Below are 21,138 nucleotides of genomic sequence, written 5' to 3' on the forward strand. Positions count from 1 at the left end.
CAGAATAAGATTTTGCAAGAGGGGAAGACTCGATTGTGCTGTTAATAACTTAATAATGGCAAAATAATGAGGTGTATATGCTTAGTAATTAATGTTATGTAGTGAATTGTTCTGATTCTTAATTGTGAGTGTGGTTTTTTTATCTGTAAGATAATTGTTTGAAAATGCCTCGTTTAAGAATTCACTAATGAATCGTGATGATGATATTTCCGCATTACGGAGAGTTTAACAGCGTGATGATTTCCGAGGTGTCGTAATGGGTGCAAGGTGTGAAACTATTGTTAAGCGGGATTAATGAATGAGGATGATGCTAATTAATTATTATTTAATATTCAAAAAGGTTTTGTTGTGCTTATTAATAATAGAAGATTACTTTGCCTAACATAACATAACTTTGCATCAGATAATTCGCAATGACCCTTATAAATAAAAGGTTTTTGGGGTAAAATGCTCGCATAAATGACGGATCCCTGCTCTTGATGCCGCCTCACCATTGCTGTTTGTACGTGTTCGCGTATGACCAGCGATGCTGCACGAGAGTGGAACAAGGACTCACATTTACATTTATACAAACACGCGCATGTCATAAATACAAAAGAGTGAGTAACTTAATAGATATGCGATTCCTGAAGATATATTCTGTGATCTACTTCAGGCATTATAACGGAACAATGTGAGTCGCTTTTTTAGTGCAACTCATATGCATTTTTACTTTCGTCCGGGTTCCGGATGAAACTGCCAGGGAGGCACATTACAAATGGAATTGCTTGTTTGTGTGTGCACAGCATTAACCAGCTCAGTACGAGCCGCCAGTAAGTGATAATATATGATAAGTGCAAATCGTCCGATAATTAACCTCGACCTCGATCTGCTGAGAACATTTGTTGCTGTTGCCGATCTGAACACTTTTGCTGCCGCAGCTGCCGCTGTGTGTCGTACTCAGTCCGCCGTAAGTCAGCAAATGCAGCGTCTGGAACAACTCGTTGGGAAAGAACTGTTCGCTCGTCACGGTCGCAACAAACTGTTAACTGAACATGGCATTCAACTTCTTGGTTACGCCAGGAAAATCCTGCGTTTTAATGATGAGGCCTGCTCATCATTAATGTTCAGTAATCTTCAGGGCGTGTTAACTATCGGTGCTTCAGATGAATCTGCCGATACGATCTTACCTTTCCTGTTAAATCGCGTGAGTTCGGTTTATCCGAAACTAGCGCTGGATGTCCGCGTTAAACGTAATGCCTACATGGCAGAAATGCTGGAATCCCAGGAAGTGGATTTGATGGTAACCACCCATCGTCCTTCAACGTTTAAGGCATTGAACCTGCGTACCTCGCCAACACACTGGTACTGCGCAGCGGAATACGTATTGCAAAAAGGCGAGCCGATCCCTCTTGTATTGCTGGATGATCCTAGCCCGTTTCGCGATATGGTGCTGGCGACGCTTAATAAAGCAGATATTCCATGGCGACTGGCTTATGTCGCCTCGACGCTTCCGGCCGTTCGTGCGGCAGTGAAAGCCGGTCTTGGTGTGACAGCAAGGCCGGTCGAGATGATGAGTCCTGATCTGCGTGTGCTGAGTGGGGTAGATGGCTTACCGCCGCTACCCGATACCGAATATTTGTTGTGCTATGACCCGTCCAGTAATAATGAGCTGGCTCAGGTGATTTATCAGGCGATGGAGAGCTACCATAATCCGTGGCAATACAGCCCAATGTCTGCTCCGGAAGGCGATGACTCGTTGTTAATTGAAAGGGATATCGAGTAATCGACGGACCATAGATAATTTCTAAGACAATAGTGTAAAAACGAGCCGCTGGGGGTGTTTTAAACCCCAGCGGCTTTTTTTTAGTAAAAAGCCTTCCTCGTATCGTGCAGAACGCACAAAACTGTTCATTTTTCAATCACCAGAGATTCACGTCCCGAACGCACAAATAATCGCCTGAAAAAAATCACCTGCTACAATGATGTTAAAAAATACGTAAATTTGTTGCTGCGTTTTTGTTATGGAATGACAAAAGCGTGTCACAGATCAAGAAAATACTCTCTTTTGGGGGGAGGAATCGACACAAATTCCTGTCAAAATAGACCCGTATTTTTTCCATTGCTTCACAACGGACACGATTCAACAACATCTAATTATCCTGGAGTCGTCAAGGATCTGGGGTGAAAGGGCATTAAATGCTAATGGTGTTGATATTATGTAAACTAATGTGAAGAAACTTTTGTTAAAGTTGACAAAAGGTTATAGAAAGGAGTAAAAGACCACATCAATTAGCTGTATAAAAGAGTTTCTACAGTGATTGTAAGGTTTTTTTTATTCCTCCCCATGAATCGATGTGGCGTCCATCTGCCGTGAAGAGCAGTGAATCTGGCGCTACTTTTGATGAGTAAGCAATGAGTATGTCAACATCCACTGAAGTCATCGCTCATCACTGGGCATTCGCTATCTTTCTTATCGTTGCCATTGGCCTGTGTTGCCTGATGCTGGTAGGCGGTTGGTTTTTAGGCGGTCGCGCACGCGCGAGGTCGAAAAACGTTCCGTTTGAATCCGGTATCGACTCGGTCGGCTCCGCCCGCTTACGCCTGTCCGCCAAGTTTTATCTGGTGGCCATGTTCTTCGTTATCTTCGACGTTGAAGCGCTGTATCTGTTCGCATGGTCAACTTCTATCCGCGAAAGCGGCTGGGTAGGCTTTGTGGAAGCTGCAATTTTTATTTTTGTGTTACTGGCAGGTCTGGTTTATCTGGTGCGTATTGGCGCGCTGGACTGGACGCCCGCGCGTTCACGCCGCGAGCGTATGAACCCGGAAACGAACAGTATCGCTAATCGTCAACGCTAACCGCGAGGCATTAAGATGGATTATACGCTCACCCGCATAGATCCCAACGGTGAGAACGACCGTTACCCCCTGCAAAAGCAGGAGATCGTAACCGACCCTCTGGAGCAAGAAGTTAACAAAAACGTGTTTATGGGCAAGCTCAATGACATGGTTAACTGGGGTCGTAAAAACTCAATTTGGCCGTATAACTTCGGTCTTTCCTGCTGTTACGTTGAGATGGTGACTTCGTTTACCGCGGTGCATGACGTGGCACGTTTTGGCGCAGAAGTATTGCGTGCTTCGCCGCGTCAGGCTGACCTGATGGTGGTTGCAGGAACCTGCTTTACCAAAATGGCACCGGTTATTCAGCGTCTGTATGACCAGATGCTGGAACCAAAATGGGTTATCTCAATGGGGGCCTGTGCCAACTCTGGCGGTATGTACGATATTTATTCCGTTGTGCAGGGCGTCGATAAATTCATTCCGGTTGATGTGTATATCCCGGGCTGCCCGCCACGTCCTGAAGCGTACATGCAGGCATTGATGCTGTTGCAGGAATCTATCGGCAAAGAACGTCGTCCGCTCTCATGGGTGGTTGGCGATCAGGGCGTTTATCGCGCCAACATGCAATCAGAGCGCGAACGCAAGCGCGGTGAACGCATTGCCGTTACCAACCTGCGTACACCTGACGAGATTTAATTTGCGCCTGTCGGCAAAGGGATTTTTCTTCGCTTATTCCTAAATCTATTTCGCGAAGCTTACTGCGCCGACAGTCACCACGGACCATTTGCAATGGTGAACAATATGACCGACTTAACCGCGCAAGAACCCGCCTGGCAGACCCGCGATCATCTTGATGATCCGGTGATTGGCGAACTGCGCAACCGTTTTGGGCCGGATGCCTTTACTGTTCAGGCGACTCGCACCGGGGTTCCCGTTGTGTGGATCAAGCGTGAACAATTACTGGAAGTGGGTGATTTCTTAAAGAAACTGCCGAAACCTTACGTCATGCTGTTTGACTTACACGGCATGGACGAACGTCTGCGCACACACCGCGAAGGGTTACCTGCCGCGGATTTTTCCGTTTTCTACCATCTGATTTCTATTGATCGTAACCGCGACATCATGCTGAAGGTGGCGCTGGCAGAAAACGACCTGCACGTACCGACCTTCACCAAGCTGTTCCCGAACGCTAACTGGTATGAGCGTGAAACCTGGGATCTGTTTGGCATTACTTTCGACGGTCACCCCAATTTGCGCCGCATCATGATGCCGCAAACCTGGAAAGGTCACCCGCTGCGTAAAGATTACCCGGCGCGCGCTACCGAATTCTCGCCGTTTGAGCTGACCAAAGCCAAACAGGATCTGGAGATGGAAGCCCTGACCTTCAAACCGGAAGAGTGGGGGATGAAGCGTGGCACCGAAAATGAAGACTTCATGTTCCTCAACCTCGGTCCGAACCACCCGTCGGCGCACGGTGCTTTCCGTATCGTTTTGCAACTCGATGGCGAAGAGATTGTCGACTGCGTACCAGACATCGGTTACCACCATCGTGGTGCGGAGAAAATGGGCGAGCGCCAGTCATGGCACAGCTACATTCCGTATACCGACCGTATTGAATATCTCGGCGGCTGTGTTAACGAGATGCCGTATGTACTGGCGGTAGAGAAACTGGCCGGGATCACCGTACCGGATCGCGTTAACGTCATTCGCGTAATGCTTTCTGAGCTGTTCCGCATCAACAGCCACCTGCTGTATATCTCGACCTTTATTCAGGACGTCGGCGCGATGACGCCAGTGTTCTTCGCCTTTACCGATCGTCAGAAAATTTACGATCTGGTGGAAGCAATCACTGGTTTCCGTATGCACCCGGCGTGGTTCCGTATTGGCGGCGTAGCGCACGACCTGCCGCGCGGCTGGGATCGCCTGCTGCGTGAGTTCCTCGACTGGATGCCGAAACGTCTGGCGTCTTATGAGAAAGCGGCGCTGCAAAACACGATTCTGAAAGGCCGTTCCCAGGGCGTAGCCGCCTACGGCGCGAAAGAGGCGCTGGAGTGGGGCACCACTGGCGCGGGCCTGCGTGCTACCGGGATCGACTTCGATGTGCGTAAGGCGCGCCCTTATTCTGGCTATGAAAACTTCGATTTTGAAATCCCGGTTGGTGGTGGTGTTTCTGACTGCTACACCCGCGTAATGCTGAAAGTGGAAGAATTGCGTCAGAGTCTGCGCATTCTTGAGCAGTGCCTCAACAACATGCCGGAAGGCCCGTTCAAAGCGGATCACCCGCTGACCACGCCGCCGCCGAAAGAGCGCACGTTGCAACATATCGAAACCCTGATCACCCACTTCCTGCAAGTGTCGTGGGGGCCGGTGATGCCTGCCAATGAATCTTTCCAGATGATTGAGGCGACCAAAGGGATCAACAGTTACTACCTGACCAGCGACGGCAGCACCATGAGTTATCGCACCCGTATCCGTACGCCGAGTTATGCGCATTTGCAGCAAATTCCGGCGGCGATCCGCGGCAGCCTGGTGTCTGACCTGATTGTTTATCTGGGCAGTATCGATTTTGTTATGTCAGATGTGGACCGCTAATTATGCACGAGAATCAACAACCACAAACCGAGGCTTTTGAGCTGAGTGCGGCTGAGCGTGAAGCGATTGAGCACGAGATGCACCACTACGAAGACCCGCGTGCGGCGTCCATTGAAGCGCTGAAAATCGTTCAGAAACAGCGTGGATGGGTGCCAGACGGCGCGATCCACGCGATCGCTGACGTTCTGGGTATTCCCGCAAGTGATGTCGAAGGCGTGGCTACTTTCTACAGCCAGATCTTCCGCCAGCCGGTTGGTCGCCATGTGATCCGTTATTGCGACAGCGTGGTCTGTCACATTAACGGTTACCAGGGCATTCAGGCGGCGCTGGAGAAAAAACTGAACATCAAACCAGGGCAAACGACGTTTGACGGTCGCTTTACGCTGCTGCCAACTTGCTGCCTGGGGAACTGCGACAAAGGGCCAAACATGATGATCGATGAGGACACTCACGCGCATCTGACCCCGGAAGCGATTCCTGAACTGCTGGAGCGGTATAAATGAAAAACATTATCCGTACTCCCGAAACGCATCCGCTGACCTGGCGTCTGCGTGATGACAAACAGCCAGTGTGGCTGGACGAATATCGCAGCAAAAACGGTTATGAAGGAGCGCGTAAGGCGCTGACCGGGCTGTCTCCGGACGAGATCGTCAATCAGGTTAAAGACGCTGGCCTGAAAGGGCGCGGCGGTGCGGGCTTCTCGACTGGCCTGAAATGGAGCCTGATGCCGAAAGACGAATCCATGAACATCCGTTACCTGCTGTGTAACGCCGATGAAATGGAGCCGGGCACTTATAAAGACCGCCTGCTGATGGAGCAACTACCGCACCTGCTGGTGGAAGGTATGCTCATCTCCGCATTTGCGCTGAAAGCTTACCGTGGCTACATCTTCTTGCGTGGCGAATATATCGAGGCGGCAGTGAATCTGCGCCGTGCCATTGCCGAAGCTACCGAAGCAGGGCTGCTCGGCAAAAACATTATGGGAACAGGTTTCGATTTCGAACTGTTCGTCCATACCGGGGCAGGGCGCTACATCTGCGGGGAAGAAACAGCGTTAATCAACTCCCTGGAAGGGCGTCGCGCTAACCCACGCTCGAAGCCCCCCTTCCCGGCAACCTCTGGCGTTTGGGGCAAACCGACCTGTGTCAACAACGTCGAAACCCTGTGTAACGTTCCGGCGATCCTCGCTAACGGCGTGGAGTGGTATCAGAACATCTCGAAAAGCAAAGATGCTGGCACCAAGCTGATGGGCTTCTCCGGTCGGGTGAAAAATCCGGGTCTGTGGGAACTGCCGTTTGGCACCACCGCACGCGAGATCCTCGAAGATTACGCCGGTGGTATGCGTGACGGCCTGAAATTCAAAGCCTGGCAGCCAGGCGGCGCGGGCACCGACTTCCTGACCGAAGCGCACCTTGATCTGCCGATGGAATTCGAAAGTATCGGTAAAGCGGGCAGCCGTCTGGGTACGGCGCTGGCGATGGCGGTTGATCACGAGATCAACATGGTGTCGCTGGTACGAAACCTGGAAGAGTTTTTCGCCCGTGAGTCCTGCGGCTGGTGTACGCCGTGCCGTGATGGTCTGCCGTGGAGCGTGAAAATTCTGCGCGCGCTGGAGCGTGGCGAAGGTCAGCCGGGCGATATCGAAACACTAGAGCAACTGTGTCGATTCTTGGGTCCGGGTAAAACTTTCTGTGCCCACGCACCTGGTGCAGTGGAGCCGTTACAGAGCGCCATCAAATATTTCCGCGAAGAATTTGAGGCGGGAATCAAACAGCCGTTCAGCAATACCCATTTGATTAATGGGATTCAGCCGAACCTGCTGAAAGAGCGCTGGTAACCGAATTTCGATTAACGCTCAGTCTCTGACTGAGAAAACTGGAAGCATGCTAATGGCTACAATTCATGTAGACGGCAAAGAATACGAGGTTAACGGAGCGGACAACCTGCTGGAAGCTTGTCTGTCTTTGGGCCTTGATATTCCTTACTTTTGCTGGCATCCGGCGCTGGGAAGCGTCGGTGCTTGCCGCCAGTGTGCGGTGAAGCAATACCAAAACGCGGAAGACACGCGTGGTCGCCTGGTTATGTCCTGTATGACACCGGCTTCCGATGGCACCTTTATTTCCATTGACGACGAAGAAGCGAAACAGTTCCGTGAAAGCGTGGTCGAGTGGTTGATGACCAACCACCCGCACGATTGTCCGGTATGTGAAGAGGGCGGTAACTGCCATCTTCAGGATATGACCGTGATGACCGGACACAGCTTCCGTCGCTACCGTTTCACCAAACGTACCCACCGCAATCAGGATCTGGGGCCGTTCATCTCTCACGAAATGAACCGCTGCATCGCCTGCTACCGCTGCGTGCGTTACTACAAAGATTACGCTGACGGTACAGATCTGGGCGTTTACGGTGCACATGACAACGTCTACTTCGGTCGCCCGGAAGACGGCACCCTTGAAAGCGAATTCTCCGGTAACCTGGTCGAAATTTGCCCGACCGGCGTATTCACCGACAAAACGCACTCCGAGCGTTATAACCGTAAATGGGATATGCAGTTTGCGCCGAGCATCTGCCAGCAATGTTCCATCGGCTGTAACATCAGCCCTGGCGAGCGTTATGGCGAACTGCGTCGTATCGAAAACCGTTACAACGGTACGGTAAACCACTACTTCCTCTGCGACCGTGGTCGTTTCGGTTATGGCTACGTCAACCTGAAAGACCGTCCGCGTCAGCCAGTACAGCGTCGTGGCGATGATTTCATTACCCTCAACGCCGAACAGGCAATGCAGGGCGCAGCAGATATTCTGCGTCAGTCGAAGAAAGTCATCGGCATCGGTTCTCCGCGTGCCAGCGTGGAAAGCAACTTTGCGCTACGTGAGCTGGTGGGTGAAGAAAACTTCTACACCGGTATCGCTCACGGTGAGCAGGAACGTCTGCAACTGGCGCTGAAAGTACTGCGTGAAGGCGGCATTTATACTCCGGCTCTGCGCGAAATCGAATCTTACGATGCGGTACTGGTGCTGGGCGAAGACGTTACCCAGACCGGCGCGCGCGTCGCGCTGGCAGTGCGTCAGGCGGTGAAAGGTAAAGCGCGCGAAATGGCAGCAGCACAGAAAGTGGCTGACTGGCAGATTGCGGCAATCCTCAACATCGGTCAACGTGCGAAGCATCCGCTGTTTGTTACCAACGTTGATGATACCCGTCTGGATGATATCGCGGCGTGGACTTACCGCGCACCGGTTGAAGATCAGGCGCGTTTAGGTTTTGCCATCGCCCATGCGCTGGATAACTCTGCACCAGCGGTTGACGGTATCGAGCCTGAACTGCAAAGCAAAATCGACGTCATCGTGCAGGCACTGGCTGGTGCGAAGAAACCGTTAATTATCTCCGGGACGAACGCTGGTAGCGCTGAAGTGATTCAGGCTGCGGCTAACGTCGCGAAAGCCCTGAAAGGTCGCGGCGCTGACGTCGGTATCACCATGATTGCCCGCTCTGTCAACAGCATGGGGTTGGGCATTATGGGCGGCGGTTCGCTTGAAGAAGCGTTGACCGAACTGGAAACAGGACGCGCCGACGCGGTGGTGGTGCTGGAGAACGATCTGCATCGTCACGCTTCCGCTACCCGCGTGAATGCTGCGCTGGCGAAAGCGCCGCTGGTGATGGTGGTTGACCATCAACGTACGGCGATCATGGAAAACGCCCATCTGGTGCTTTCCGCCGCCAGCTTTGCTGAAAGCGACGGTACGGTGATCAACAACGAAGGCCGCGCCCAACGTTTCTTCCAGGTTTACGATCCGGCTTATTACGACAGCAAAACTGTGATGCTGGAAAGCTGGCGCTGGCTGCACTCGCTGCACAGCACCCTGCTGAGCCGTGAAGTGGACTGGACGCAGCTCGACCATGTGATTGACGCTGTTGTGGCGAAAATCCCGGAACTGGCAGGTATCAAAGATGCTGCGCCGGATGCGACATTCCGTATTCGTGGGCAGAAACTGGCCCGTGAGCCGCACCGTTACAGTGGTCGTACCGCCATGCGCGCCAACATCAGCGTTCATGAGCCGCGTCAGCCTCAGGATATTGACACCATGTTCACCTTCTCGATGGAGGGTAACAACCAGCCGACCGCGCACCGTTCGCAAGTGCCGTTTGCCTGGGCGCCGGGCTGGAACTCCCCGCAGGCGTGGAACAAATTCCAGGACGAAGTGGGCGGTAAACTGCGCTTTGGCGATCCGGGCGTGCGTCTGTTTGAAACCAGCGAAAACGGTCTGGATTACTTCACCAGCGTACCGGCACGCTTCCAGCCGCAGGAAGGGAAATGGCGTATCGCGCCGTACTACCACCTGTTTGGCAGCGATGAATTGTCACAGCGTGCTCCGGTCTTCCAGAGCCGTATGCCGCAACCGTACATCAAACTCAACCCAGCGGATGCCGCGAAGTTGGGAGTGAACGCGGGTACACGCGTCTCCTTTAGTTACGATGGCAACACGGTCACGCTGCCGGTTGAAATCGCCGAAGGACTGACGGCAGGGCAGGTGGGCTTGCCGATGGGCATGTCCGGTATTGCTCCGGTGCTGGCTGGCGCGCATCTTGAGGATCTCAAGGAGGCACAACAATGAGTTGGATATCACCGGAACTGATTGAGATCCTGCTGACCATCCTCAAAGCGGTGGTGATCCTGCTGGTGGTTGTCACCTGCGGGGCATTCATGAGCTTTGGCGAACGTCGTCTGCTGGGTCTGTTCCAGAACCGTTACGGACCTAACCGTGTTGGCTGGGGCGGTTCGCTCCAGCTGGTCGCGGACATGATCAAAATGTTCTTTAAAGAAGACTGGATCCCGAAATTCTCGGATCGCGTCATCTTTACCCTGGCACCGATGATTGCCTTTACCTCGCTGCTGCTGGCCTTTGCGATTGTGCCAGTCAGTCCGGGTTGGGTAGTTGCCGACCTGAACATCGGGATTTTGTTCTTCCTGATGATGGCAGGTCTGGCGGTTTACGCGGTGCTGTTTGCGGGCTGGTCAAGTAACAACAAATACTCGCTGCTGGGTGCGATGCGTGCTTCTGCGCAGACCCTGAGCTACGAAGTGTTCCTCGGGCTTTCCCTGATGGGCGTGGTGGCGCAGGCCGGTTCATTCAACATGACCGACATCGTTAACAGCCAGGCGCACGTGTGGAACGTCATCCCGCAATTCTTTGGTTTTATTACCTTTGCCATCGCGGGCGTGGCGGTGTGTCACCGTCACCCGTTTGACCAGCCGGAAGCCGAGCAGGAACTGGCGGATGGTTACCACATTGAATATTCCGGCATGAAGTTCGGTCTGTTCTTCGTGGGCGAATACATCGGGATTGTGACCATCTCCGCATTGATGGTGACGCTGTTCTTCGGTGGCTGGCAAGGCCCGTTCTTACCGCCATTCATCTGGTTCGCGCTGAAAACCGCGTTCTTTATGATGATGTTCATTTTGATTCGTGCGTCGTTACCGCGTCCGCGTTATGACCAGGTAATGTCCTTCGGCTGGAAAATCTGCCTGCCGCTGACGCTGATCAACTTGCTGGTAACGGCGGCTGTCATTCTCTGGCAGGCGCAATAAGGGGCACTAAGACCATGACCTTAAAAGAATTGTTAGTAGGTTTCGGCACCCAGGTTCGTAGTATCTGGATGATCGGCCTGCACGCGTTCGCCAAACGCGAAACGCGAATGTACCCGGAAGAGCCGGTCTATCTGCCGCCCCGTTATCGTGGTCGCATCGTTCTGACCCGCGACCCGGACGGCGAAGAGCGTTGCGTAGCCTGTAACCTCTGCGCGGTCGCCTGCCCGGTCGGCTGTATCTCGCTGCAAAAAGCAGAAACCAAAGACGGTCGCTGGTATCCGGAATTTTTCCGCATCAACTTCTCACGCTGCATTTTCTGTGGTCTGTGCGAAGAAGCCTGTCCGACGACGGCGATTCAGTTAACCCCGGATTTCGAAATGGGGGAATACAAGCGCCAGGATCTGGTTTATGAGAAAGAGGATCTGCTGATCTCCGGTCCGGGCAAATACCCGGAATATAACTTCTACCGGATGGCAGGTATGGCAATCGACGGCAAAGATAAGGGCGAAGCAGAGAACGAAGCCAAGCCTATCGACGTCAAGAGCCTGTTACCGTAAGGAGAGGGGCAATGGAGTTCGCTTTTTATATCTGTGGCCTGATAGCCATACTTGCGACCTTGCGAGTGATCACCCATACCAATCCGGTACATGCATTGCTGTACCTGATTATTTCGCTGCTGGCGATTTCCGGGGTGTTCTTCTCACTGGGCGCTTACTTCGCCGGTGCGCTGGAAATTATCGTCTACGCGGGTGCCATTATGGTGCTGTTCGTGTTCGTGGTGATGATGCTCAACCTGGGCGGTTCGGAAATCGAACAGGAACGCCAGTGGCTGAAACCGCAGGTGTGGATTGGTCCGGCAATTTTGTCAGCCATCATGCTGGTGGTGATTGTTTACGCCATTCTCGGTGTTAACGATCAGGGTATCGACGGTACGCCAATCAGTGCTAAAGCAGTGGGTATTACGCTGTTCGGGCCTTACGTACTGGCGGTGGAACTGGCTTCTATGCTGCTGCTGGCTGGTCTGGTTGTGGCCTTCCACGTCGGTCGTGAAGAGCGTGCGGGTGAAGTGCTGAGCAATCGTAAAGACGACAGCGCGAAAAGAAAAACGGAGGAGCACGCATGATCCCCTTACAACATGGACTGATCCTCGCGGCAATCTTATTCGTTCTTGGCTTAACCGGTCTGGTTATCCGTCGCAATCTGCTTTTTATGCTGATTGGTCTGGAAATCATGATTAACGCCTCTGCGCTGGCCTTTGTGGTCGCCGGAAGCTACTGGGGCCAGACCGACGGTCAGGTGATGTACATTCTCGCCATCAGCCTCGCGGCGGCGGAAGCGAGTATCGGCCTTGCGCTGCTGCTGCAACTTCACCGTCGTCGCCAGAACCTGAACATCGATTCAGTAAGTGAGATGCGCGGATGAACATGCTTGCCTTAACCATTATTTTGCCATTGATTGGCTTCGTCTTGCTGGCGTTCTCCCGTGGGCGCTGGTCTGAAAACGTCTCAGCGATCGTGGGCGTAGGCTCTGTGGGCCTGGCGGCGCTGGTAACCGCCTTTATTGGCGTCGATTTTTTCGCTAACGGCGAGCAGGCATACAGCCAGCCGCTGTGGACGTGGATGTCGGTAGGCGACTTTAATATCGGTTTCAATCTGGTGCTGGACGGCCTGTCGCTGACCATGCTCTCGGTGGTCACCGGTGTCGGTTTCCTTATTCACATGTACGCCTCCTGGTACATGCGTGGTGAAGAGGGCTACTCTCGCTTCTTCGCCTACACCAACCTGTTCATCGCCAGCATGGTGGTTCTGGTTCTTGCCGACAACCTGCTGCTGATGTACCTCGGCTGGGAAGGCGTTGGCCTGTGCTCCTATCTGTTGATCGGTTTCTATTACACCGATCCGAAGAATGGCGCAGCGGCAATGAAAGCGTTTGTCGTGACCCGTGTGGGTGACGTGTTCCTCGCTTTCGCGCTGTTCATTCTCTACAACGAACTGGGCACCCTGAACTTCCGTGAAATGGTGGAACTGGCACCCGCGCACTTTGCTGACGGCAATAACATGCTGATGTGGGCGACGCTGATGCTGCTGGGCGGTGCGGTTGGTAAATCTGCGCAGCTACCGTTGCAGACATGGCTTGCCGACGCGATGGCGGGCCCGACGCCTGTCTCCGCGCTGATCCACGCCGCAACGATGGTAACCGCGGGTGTCTACCTGATCGCCCGTACCCACGGCCTGTTCCTGATGACGCCAGAAGTTCTGCATCTGGTGGGTATTGTCGGGGCAGTGACGTTGCTGCTGGCCGGTTTTGCCGCGCTGGTACAGACCGACATCAAACGTGTTCTCGCTTACTCCACCATGAGCCAGATTGGCTACATGTTCCTTGCGCTTGGCGTACAGGCATGGGATGCGGCGATTTTCCACTTGATGACCCACGCGTTCTTTAAAGCGCTGCTGTTCCTGGCATCCGGTTCCGTCATTCTGGCCTGCCATCACGAACAGAACATCTTCAAGATGGGCGGTCTGCGTAAATCTATTCCGCTGGTTTATCTCTGCTTCCTGGTGGGTGGTGCAGCACTGTCGGCACTTCCGCTGGTTACTGCGGGCTTCTTCAGTAAGGATGAGATCCTCGCCGGTGCGATGGCGAATGGTCATATCAATCTGATGGTGGCAGGTCTGGTCGGTGCGTTTATGACCTCGCTCTACACCTTCCGTATGATTTTCATCGTCTTCCATGGGAAAGAACAAATTCACGCTCACGCCGTGAAAGGGATTACTCACAGCCTGCCGCTGATTGTGTTGCTGATCCTTTCCACCTTCGTTGGCGCACTGATTGTACCGCCGCTGCAGGGCGTGCTTCCGCAAACTACGGAACTGGCGCACGGCAGCATGTTGACCCTGGAAATTACCTCAGGCGTGGTCGCGGTGGTCGGCATTCTGCTGGCAGCCTGGCTGTGGCTGGGTAAACGTACTCTGGTGACCTCCATCGCCAACAGTGCGCCGGGCCGTCTGCTGGGTACCTGGTGGTACAACGCCTGGGGCTTTGACTGGCTGTACGACAAAGTGTTCGTTAAGCCATTCCTGGGTATTGCCTGGTTACTGAAACGCGATCCGCTGAACTCAATGATGAACATCCCGGCTGTCCTTTCCCGCTTTGCAGGTAAAGGTCTGCTGTTAAGCGAGAACGGTTATCTGCGCTGGTATGTGGCATCCATGAGCATCGGTGCGGTCGTGGTGCTGGCACTGTTGATGGTACTGCGTTGAGTTGTTGGCTGAGTGAATATACCCGGCGTTGCGCCGGGTCTGTGAACTAAGAATAAATTTTAGGTAACTGTTCCTGAAGTACAGGCGTCATCGGCGAAGTCAGACCGGATACCGCCAGCGCACAGCAACCGGAGCGTACTTAAGTACGTGAGGATTGCGAGCACTGCCGGGATTCGGGCTGGCAAGTGAGATAGCCTGAGCAGGAGTAAATATAAGGGACATACTTAGCTATGTTATTACCCTGGTTAATACTAATCCCCTTTATCGGCGGCTTCTTGTGCTGGCAGACCGAACGCTTTGGCGTCAAGGTGCCACGCTGGATCGCGCTGATCACCATGGGATTGACGCTGGCGCTGTCGCTGCAACTGTGGTTGCAGGGCGGTTATTCACTGACGCAATCTGCCGGAATTCCGCAGTGGCAGTCTGAATTCGACATGCCGTGGATCCCGCGTTTTGGTATCTCTATTCATCTCGCCATTGATGGTCTGTCGCTGCTGATGGTCGTTCTGACCGGTCTGCTCGGCGTGCTGGCGGTACTTTGTTCGTGGAAAGAGATCGAAAAATATCAGGGCTTCTTCCACCTCAACCTGATGTGGATCCTGGGCGGCGTTATCGGCGTGTTCCTTGCCATCGACATGTTCCTGTTCTTCTTCTTCTGGGAAATGATGCTGGTGCCGATGTACTTCCTGATCGCACTGTGGGGGCATAAAGCTTCTGACGGTAAAACGCGTATCACGGCGGCAACCAAGTTCTTCATTTACACCCAGGCGAGTGGTCTGGTGATGTTGATTGCTATCCTGGCGCTGGTTTTTGTTCACTACAATGCGACCGGCGTCTGGACCTTCAATTATGAAGAGCTGCTGAATACGCCGATGTCTAACGGCGTGGAATACCTGCTGATGCTGGGCTTCTTCATCGCCTTCGCAGTGAAAATGCCGGTGGTTCCGCTGCATGGCTGGCTGCCGGATGCGCACTCTCAGGCACCGACTGCCGGTTCCGTTGACCTCGCGGGGATCTTGCTGAAAACCGCCGCTTACGGTTTGCTGCGTTTCTCTCTGCCACTGTTTCCGAACGCGTCGGCAGAGTTCGCGCCAATCGCCATGTGGTTGGGTGTTATCGGCATCTTCTACGGTGCGTGGATGGCCTTCGCCCAGACCGATATCAAACGTCTGATCGCCTACACCTCGGTTTCCCACATGGGCTTCGTGCTGATTGCTATCTACACCGGCAGCCAGTTGGCCTACCAGGGCGCGGTCATTCAGATGATTGCTCACGGCTTGTCGGCGGCGGGTCTGTTTATTCTCTGCGGTCAGCTCTATGAGCGTATCCACACCCGCGATATGCGCATGATGGGCGGTCTGTGGAGCAAGATGAAATGGCTGCCAGCACTGTCACTGTTCTTTGCGGTGGCAACGCTTGGGATGCCGGGCACCGGTAACTTCGTCGGCGAATTTATGATTCTGTTCGGCAGCTTCCAGGTTGTCCCGGTGATTACCGTTATCTCTACCTTTGGGCTGGTCTTTGCATCTGTTTATTCGCTGGCGATGCTTCATCGCGCTTACTTCGGTAAAGCGAAAAGCCAGATTGCCAGCCAGGAACTGCCAGGGATGTCGCTGCGTGAGCTGTTTATGATCCTGTTGCTGGTGGTGCTGCTGGTACTGCTGGGCTTCTATCCGCAGCCGATTCTGGATACCTCGCACTCCGCGATTGGCAATATCCAGCAGTGGTTTGTTAATTCCGTTACTACTACAAGGCCGTAAATCGCCATGACAATAACTCCACAAAACCTGATCGCACTGCTACCGTTGCTGATCGTCGGCTTGACGGTGGTGGTTGTGATGCTCTCCATTGCGTGGCGACGCAATCATTTCCTCAACGCTACGCTCTCGGTTATTGGGCTTAACGCGGCGCTGGTTTCGCTCTGGTTTGTCGGCCAGGCGGGCGCTATGGACGTTACGCCGCTGATGCGCGTTGATGGTTTCGCCATGCTTTACACTGGGCTTGTATTGTTGGCGAGCCTCGCCACCTGTACTTTCGCCTACCCGTGGCTTGAAGGCTATAACGACAACAAGGATGAGTTCTACCTGTTGGTGTTAATTGCCGCGCTGGGCGGGATCCTGCTGGCGAATGCCAATCACCTGGCGTCTCTGTTCCTCGGTATTGAACTGATCTCTCTGCCGCTGTTTGGCCTGGTCGGTTACGCTTTCCGCCAGAAACGTTCGCTGGAAGCCAGTATCAAATACACCATCCTTTCTGCTGCAGCATCTTCTTTCCTGCTGTTTGGTATGGCACTGGTGTACGCGCAGTCTGGCGACCTGTCATTTGTTGCACTGGGTAAAAACCTCGGCGACGGCATGCTCAACGAGCCGCTGTTACTGGCAGGTTTTGGCCTGATGATTGTCGGCCTCGGCTTCAAGCTCTCTCTGGTGCCGTTCCACCTGTGGACGCCAGACGTATACCAGGGCGCGCCTGCGCCAGTTTCTACCTTCCTGGCGACGGCGAGCAAAATCGCTATCTTCGGCGTGGTGATGCGTCTGTTCCTTTACGCACCAGTGGGTGACAGCGAAGCGATTCGCGTGGTGCTGGCGATTATCGCCTTTGCCTCTATCATCTTCGGTAACCTGATGGCACTGAGCCAGACCAACATTAAACGTCTGCTCGGCTACTCGTCTATCTCTCACCTCGGCTATCTGCTGGTGGCGCTGATTGCGCTGCAAACCGGCGAGATGTCGATGGAAGCGGTAGGGGTTTACCTGGCCGGTTATCTGTTCAGCAGCCTCGGCGCATTTGGCGTAGTCAGCCTGATGTCCAGCCCGTACCGTGGCCCGGATGCTGATTCCCTGTTCTCTTACCGCGGTCTGTTCTGGCATCGTCCGATCCTCGCGGCAGTGATGACGGTGATGATGCTGTCTCTGGCGGGTATCCCAATGACGCTGGGCTTTATCGGTAAGTTCTACGTGCTGGCGGTCGGTGTCCAGGCACACTTGTGGTGGCTGGTGGGTGCCGTGGTTGTCGGTTCGGCAATTGGCCTCTACTACTACCTGCGCGTAGCGGTGAGCTTATACCTGCACGCCCCAGAGCAACCGGGTCGCGACGCACCGTCAAACTGGCAGTACAGCGCGGGTGGTATCGTGGTGCTGATCTCTGCACTGTTGGTACTGGTGCTGGGTGTATGGCCGCAACCGCTGATTAGCATTGTTCGGTTAGCAATGCCGCTGATGTAAGGTTGAGTGTTGATGTAAAAAAACCGCCGATTTCGGCGGTTTTTTTATGGTGTTAATTGTTGCTAATAAAAAGAACATATAAATCTATATCTGCGTCGAAGTATAATGATTCACTTCCTAATACAATACACAAGGAAAACCAATGGAATGGTTAAGTGAGATTCGCACACTTCGGGAGAACGTACCTGTCGGTATCCAGGCTGCCAGGCGTTTGTTAGAGAAGACGGGTGGTGATGTTGATGAAGCCATTAAGTTGTTTCATATTGATCAAATCAATATATTGACGGCAAAAGCAGACGTCAGTCATCAGGAAGCAGAGACTGTTCTGCTGGAGACAAACTATGATATTGCAGAAGCTCTACGGCGTATTGATGAACAGCGCTATACACTGACGGAATTGATTTTGCGTAAAAATAAGGATACCGGAGATGCTTTAAGTAACATAGAATTAGCAATAGCATATGAATGGAATCTGACATGCCAATTCTGGTTTGGTTTTAAGGCATTCCAGTCGCTACCTCCACAATTACAAGCCTTTATGCTGGTATGTGAATGGCGTAACTATTGGGGATGGGAAGGGCTGGATAGTGCGTTATATTATGAGATAGAAAATGTCCCCCAACAATTACAGGTAGTAGGCTTAGATGAAATGGCTGAAGTTATTGTTGTGGCGAGAAATCGTTATGATGAGTTAAGAGTACAAGGCAAAGACCATAATAACATCATTAAAGATGATAAATTTAAAAAATTTATGAAGCACTGTGAACAACTGGATAGTGAAGCCGACGCTATATTACTGCAATTTGTAAAGGATAATATTGAGATTTTCCCACGTCGCCACAACGGACACGATTTATAAAAAATTATCCCAAAATTGAACAGGCTTTTTATCTGCCTGATAATTTCCAGGTAATGACAGGTTGAATTCCGTTTTTATCCAGGATGACAGATCGTTGCCAGCACAGATGATATCGCTGTTATATATTGAATACACGGGATTACCACCAGTATACGAAGATGTAGACATATATCGATGCTTATATAAAAGAATCAAAACTGGGCATTGGTTTGAGATTTTATCAAAATGATCTTTACGTGAATCTAAATTAAGTAGTTTTTCTCCCCATATATCAAGCCAAAAATTGTTTTTCATAACATCGTATAATATACCATCTAAAGGAATTTTTAATGTCTGTTTCACCTCGCGTTCCATTTTTCCAGAGTGTAGAGTTTGCCGCCAGTGAATAAAACCTTCAGTCGTTGGCAAAGCATTATGCAAAAATGCTTTACAATCGAGTGGAAAGCGGAAACTAAAAGTTTGCTCAATGGCAGTAATCTCGGTCTCACTCAAACCTGCATAGAATATAATTCCTTGAGCTTTTAATTTGTTAACCAGAAATGTGTAGTCCAATGCTTTTTTCAATTTCATTACAATAACCTTAAAGCCTTATACTACAGGTTGAAACGAAGCTAAATCATTCGTAAGCTGGATAAAATATTTTTGCATTATATCCAGCTTTTAATACGAATGCTTCATTTAAACTTCCAGACATCCACTTTCCATTGTGCTACCAGCTGAATCACCCAACAATAACCGTCAGCGCATGATTCCCCTGTCGCAGTATACGCCGATAAGCGCTAATTAGTTTTTCCATATCAAGCATGATGGATGCAAAGAGTTGCCCCTCTAACTCTTCTGAAAAGGTTACTCCCGGATAAATCTCCATTTCATTGAGTCGCTGAATGGAAAACTGTTTACGCAGCACATTTCGGTCAAGAGCTTCCAGGCGGTCGATTGTCGCAGCTAACTCCTGATTCCAGGTCAACCCCAGGAAACCATCTATGCCATCTTCGAGGCTGTGTTCACCAAGCACGGCACGACTCAACGGATCATTCTTCGCTGGATCGAACGCAGAGGTGCCTGTCAGGCCAAAATGTAAAAAATCCCAGCGTTTATCAATATCCAGTCGGCGTAATCCTGAAAGCGTGTCATGAATATTGTCCATTAAAGGTTTTTCAGCTGACTCAAGCAGTTGGTTAATCTTTTCTGAGTCGATTTCCGCAAAATAGCCAATCATTCCCATTTATTTTTCCTCCGTTGAATTTCATGTTTCGCATCTTAAAACAGATGAGGGAAAATAAAATGCGCATGTTGCTTTTTCTGGACCCGCCTCGAGAAAATTTTATTGTTTACTGTTGTATAACAAGGTGATAACGCCATCCACGACCTGAGCCATTTTCTGATAATTCAATCTGTCTGCGGTATCACCGGGCAAGTGGTATTGTTTATTACGATAAAAAGCGGTGTCGGTAATCATTACGGCGGGAATATCGTGTTGCCAATAATTAAGGTGGTCAGAGAAATCAATGCCGGGAATAAACCCTGGGGCATTCATAGAATAAACAGATAAATCCTGAGATGACAACAATGCCGCTTTTAGCTGACGAACGGCGTTGATATCCTGCATTCTGCTGACCACGGCAATAAAGTCTCCCCGATCGGGATAAAGCCAGGACATTGCCGGGTAAGGGTAATCCTGACTACCAGGCGCAGAGTCGTAATAGCCAATCATCTCCAGCGCTATCATTAATCTAACTGGACGCTCAAGCGAAGCTGCATGTACCGCGCTCCCCATTTCATCGCTACGAAAGAAGGGCGGTTCTTCCGACGCATAGGCGACCAGCTGCACGCCAGTTTTCGGTGCTTGCTGCTGTAACAAACGTGCCAGTTCGAGTAATCCTGCCACGCCGCTGGCGTTATCATCCGCGCCCGGCGTATAAGTCAATTGATCGTTTTCATAACTGCTGACAGAGTCATAGTGCGCACCAATAATAATCAGCGGTCCATCGGCAGGACCATAATCAGCAACAATGTTTTTGTAGGGACCTCCCGTAATGGGGACGTCCTGCGCGGTAACTCTGGCACCGCTACTGATAAAGACCTCTTTTATATACTCTGCGGACCTTTTCAGATTATCAATATTGTCGGCACTACGGGGATGCACAGTTTGTGTAAGATAACGAACTGTTTTTTCTAATTGCTCAGGACTTGCGTGTCGGGGCGTTGGCGGTAATACCTTAACCCAAGGTTGATACAAAATAACAAAAGGAAGTGACAGAATTAACGATATAAAACAGAGGGGTATTGTTATTTTCATATGTAATTTATCAATAAGAGGTGTCATTTCATCATTATTTATAATGAGTTGTAAACGGTTATTTTATTAGTGTTGGTAGTGATCTACAATAAGTATATTTTAAAGTGGGGGCGGAATTTTTAATAAAGAATTCATATGAGAAATAAAAATATAATTATGTTACTTATTGGCAGCTTGAGTTTGACAGGGGCGGGCAGGAGTATGAGGATAAAAATGTCAGCGAAAACAACCCACTACATCAACGGTTCAGAAAACATGTGCCGCTATACGCTGGAAATCTCCGCAGGCAAAAGATGAAGATTTACAGGGTTACAGTGCGGAATTTTTTCGTCTGATTGAACTGGCAGATGGCGTGACTGACATCAGTCAGTGATGACTTTTTAGCAAATAATTCCCGGACAGCCAGCTTATTTTCTGGGTGATGCTGCCAACTTACTGATTTAGTGTATGATGGTGTTTTTGAGGTGCTCCAGTGGCTTCTGTTTCTATCAGCT

The 21,138-nt window shown here is 51.4% G+C and carries 18 protein-coding genes and 1 pseudogene; 16 read left to right on the forward strand and 3 right to left on the reverse strand.

Going from position 1 to position 21,138, the window contains the following annotated elements; translation table 11 throughout:
- The first annotated feature begins 826 nt into the window (after positions 1 to 826).
- The 15 genes from lrhA to BEB42_RS19435 all read left to right on the forward strand — a co-directional run bounded on the left by lrhA (position 827) and on the right by BEB42_RS19435 (position 18,345).
- Entirely contained in the window at positions 827 to 1,765 is a 939-nt protein-coding gene (lrhA, locus tag BEB42_RS19365; RefSeq protein ID WP_000622290.1) for a transcriptional regulator LrhA, read from the forward strand.
- A 629-nt stretch (positions 1,766 to 2,394) separates the two neighbouring features.
- Positions 2,395 to 2,838, forward strand: a complete 444-nt coding sequence (nuoA, locus tag BEB42_RS19370) for an NADH-quinone oxidoreductase subunit NuoA (RefSeq protein WP_000062997.1) — start codon at positions 2,395 to 2,397, stop codon at positions 2,836 to 2,838.
- A 15-nt stretch (positions 2,839 to 2,853) separates the two neighbouring features.
- The gene (gene nuoB / locus BEB42_RS19375; protein WP_000386733.1) at positions 2,854 to 3,516 is read left to right on the forward strand and encodes an NADH-quinone oxidoreductase subunit NuoB; all 663 of its coding nucleotides are present in this window, start codon (positions 2,854 to 2,856) and stop codon (positions 3,514 to 3,516) included.
- Between the two features lie 93 nt (positions 3,517 to 3,609).
- Positions 3,610 to 5,412, forward strand: a complete 1,803-nt coding sequence (gene nuoC / locus BEB42_RS19380; protein WP_000247878.1) for an NADH-quinone oxidoreductase subunit C/D — start codon at positions 3,610 to 3,612, stop codon at positions 5,410 to 5,412.
- Between the two features lie 2 nt (positions 5,413 to 5,414).
- Positions 5,415 to 5,915, forward strand: coding sequence for an NADH-quinone oxidoreductase subunit NuoE (gene nuoE, locus BEB42_RS19385; RefSeq protein ID WP_000545042.1), 501 nt, complete (start codon positions 5,415 to 5,417; stop codon positions 5,913 to 5,915).
- Positions 5,912 to 7,249, forward strand: coding sequence for an NADH-quinone oxidoreductase subunit NuoF (nuoF, locus tag BEB42_RS19390; protein WP_000789502.1), 1,338 nt, complete (start codon positions 5,912 to 5,914; stop codon positions 7,247 to 7,249). Before nuoE ends, nuoF begins: the two co-directional genes overlap by 4 nt.
- Positions 7,250 to 7,301: 52 nt before the next feature.
- Entirely contained in the window at positions 7,302 to 10,028 is a 2,727-nt protein-coding gene (gene nuoG / locus BEB42_RS19395; RefSeq protein ID WP_001353068.1) for an NADH-quinone oxidoreductase subunit NuoG, read from the forward strand.
- A complete protein-coding gene (nuoH, locus tag BEB42_RS19400) occupies positions 10,025 to 11,002 on the forward strand; it encodes an NADH-quinone oxidoreductase subunit NuoH (protein WP_000118503.1) in 978 nt (325 codons plus the stop codon). The genes nuoG and nuoH overlap by 4 nt, the downstream gene beginning before the upstream one ends.
- A gap of 14 nt (positions 11,003 to 11,016) precedes the next feature.
- The gene (gene nuoI, locus BEB42_RS19405) at positions 11,017 to 11,559 is read left to right on the forward strand and encodes an NADH-quinone oxidoreductase subunit NuoI (RefSeq protein WP_000172749.1); all 543 of its coding nucleotides are present in this window, start codon (positions 11,017 to 11,019) and stop codon (positions 11,557 to 11,559) included.
- Between the two features lie 11 nt (positions 11,560 to 11,570).
- Positions 11,571 to 12,125, forward strand: a complete 555-nt coding sequence (nuoJ, locus tag BEB42_RS19410; protein WP_000393511.1) for an NADH-quinone oxidoreductase subunit J — start codon at positions 11,571 to 11,573, stop codon at positions 12,123 to 12,125.
- A complete protein-coding gene (nuoK, locus tag BEB42_RS19415; protein WP_000612644.1) occupies positions 12,122 to 12,424 on the forward strand; it encodes an NADH-quinone oxidoreductase subunit NuoK in 303 nt (100 codons plus the stop codon). The genes nuoJ and nuoK overlap by 4 nt, the downstream gene beginning before the upstream one ends.
- Entirely contained in the window at positions 12,421 to 14,262 is a 1,842-nt protein-coding gene (gene nuoL / locus BEB42_RS19420; protein ID WP_001056608.1) for an NADH-quinone oxidoreductase subunit L, read from the forward strand. The genes nuoK and nuoL overlap by 4 nt, the downstream gene beginning before the upstream one ends.
- A 230-nt stretch (positions 14,263 to 14,492) precedes the next feature.
- Positions 14,493 to 16,022 (forward strand): NADH-quinone oxidoreductase subunit M, encoded by a 1,530-nt coding sequence (gene nuoM, locus BEB42_RS19425; RefSeq protein WP_000926437.1) that lies wholly within the window; start codon positions 14,493 to 14,495, stop codon positions 16,020 to 16,022.
- A gap of 6 nt (positions 16,023 to 16,028) precedes the next feature.
- A complete protein-coding gene (gene nuoN / locus BEB42_RS19430) occupies positions 16,029 to 17,486 on the forward strand; it encodes an NADH-quinone oxidoreductase subunit NuoN (protein ID WP_000156701.1) in 1,458 nt (485 codons plus the stop codon).
- A 142-nt stretch (positions 17,487 to 17,628) separates the two neighbouring features.
- Positions 17,629 to 18,345 carry a hypothetical protein gene (locus tag BEB42_RS19435; RefSeq protein WP_000455116.1) on the forward strand — a complete coding sequence of 239 codons (717 nt, stop codon included), beginning with the start codon at positions 17,629 to 17,631 and terminating at the stop codon, positions 18,343 to 18,345.
- Here the strand turns inward: BEB42_RS19435 and BEB42_RS19440 are convergent.
- The 3 genes from BEB42_RS19440 to BEB42_RS19450 form a co-directional block, all read right to left on the reverse strand.
- On the reverse strand, positions 18,340 to 18,915 hold the full coding sequence (locus BEB42_RS19440; protein ID WP_000768413.1) for a hypothetical protein: 576 nt from the start codon (positions 18,913 to 18,915) through the stop codon (positions 18,340 to 18,342). The two genes, BEB42_RS19435 and BEB42_RS19440, sit on opposite strands and share 6 nt — an antisense overlap.
- A 151-nt stretch (positions 18,916 to 19,066) precedes the next feature.
- Positions 19,067 to 19,570 (reverse strand): YfbM family protein, encoded by a 504-nt coding sequence (locus tag BEB42_RS19445; RefSeq protein WP_000525343.1) that lies wholly within the window; start codon positions 19,568 to 19,570, stop codon positions 19,067 to 19,069.
- Between the two features lie 99 nt (positions 19,571 to 19,669).
- Positions 19,670 to 20,644 (reverse strand): M28 family metallopeptidase, encoded by a 975-nt coding sequence (locus tag BEB42_RS19450; RefSeq protein WP_105267497.1) that lies wholly within the window; start codon positions 20,642 to 20,644, stop codon positions 19,670 to 19,672.
- Between the two features lie 280 nt (positions 20,645 to 20,924).
- Between BEB42_RS19450 and BEB42_RS26800 the strand changes: the two are divergent.
- Positions 20,925 to 21,017, forward strand: a pseudogene (locus BEB42_RS26800) (hypothetical protein); the annotation flags it as partial.
- Positions 21,018 to 21,138: the final 121 nt, after the last annotated feature.

It is taken from the genome of Escherichia sp. MOD1-EC5990 (assembly GCF_002965285.1).
GTDB lineage: Bacteria > Pseudomonadota > Gammaproteobacteria > Enterobacterales > Enterobacteriaceae > Escherichia > Escherichia coli_F.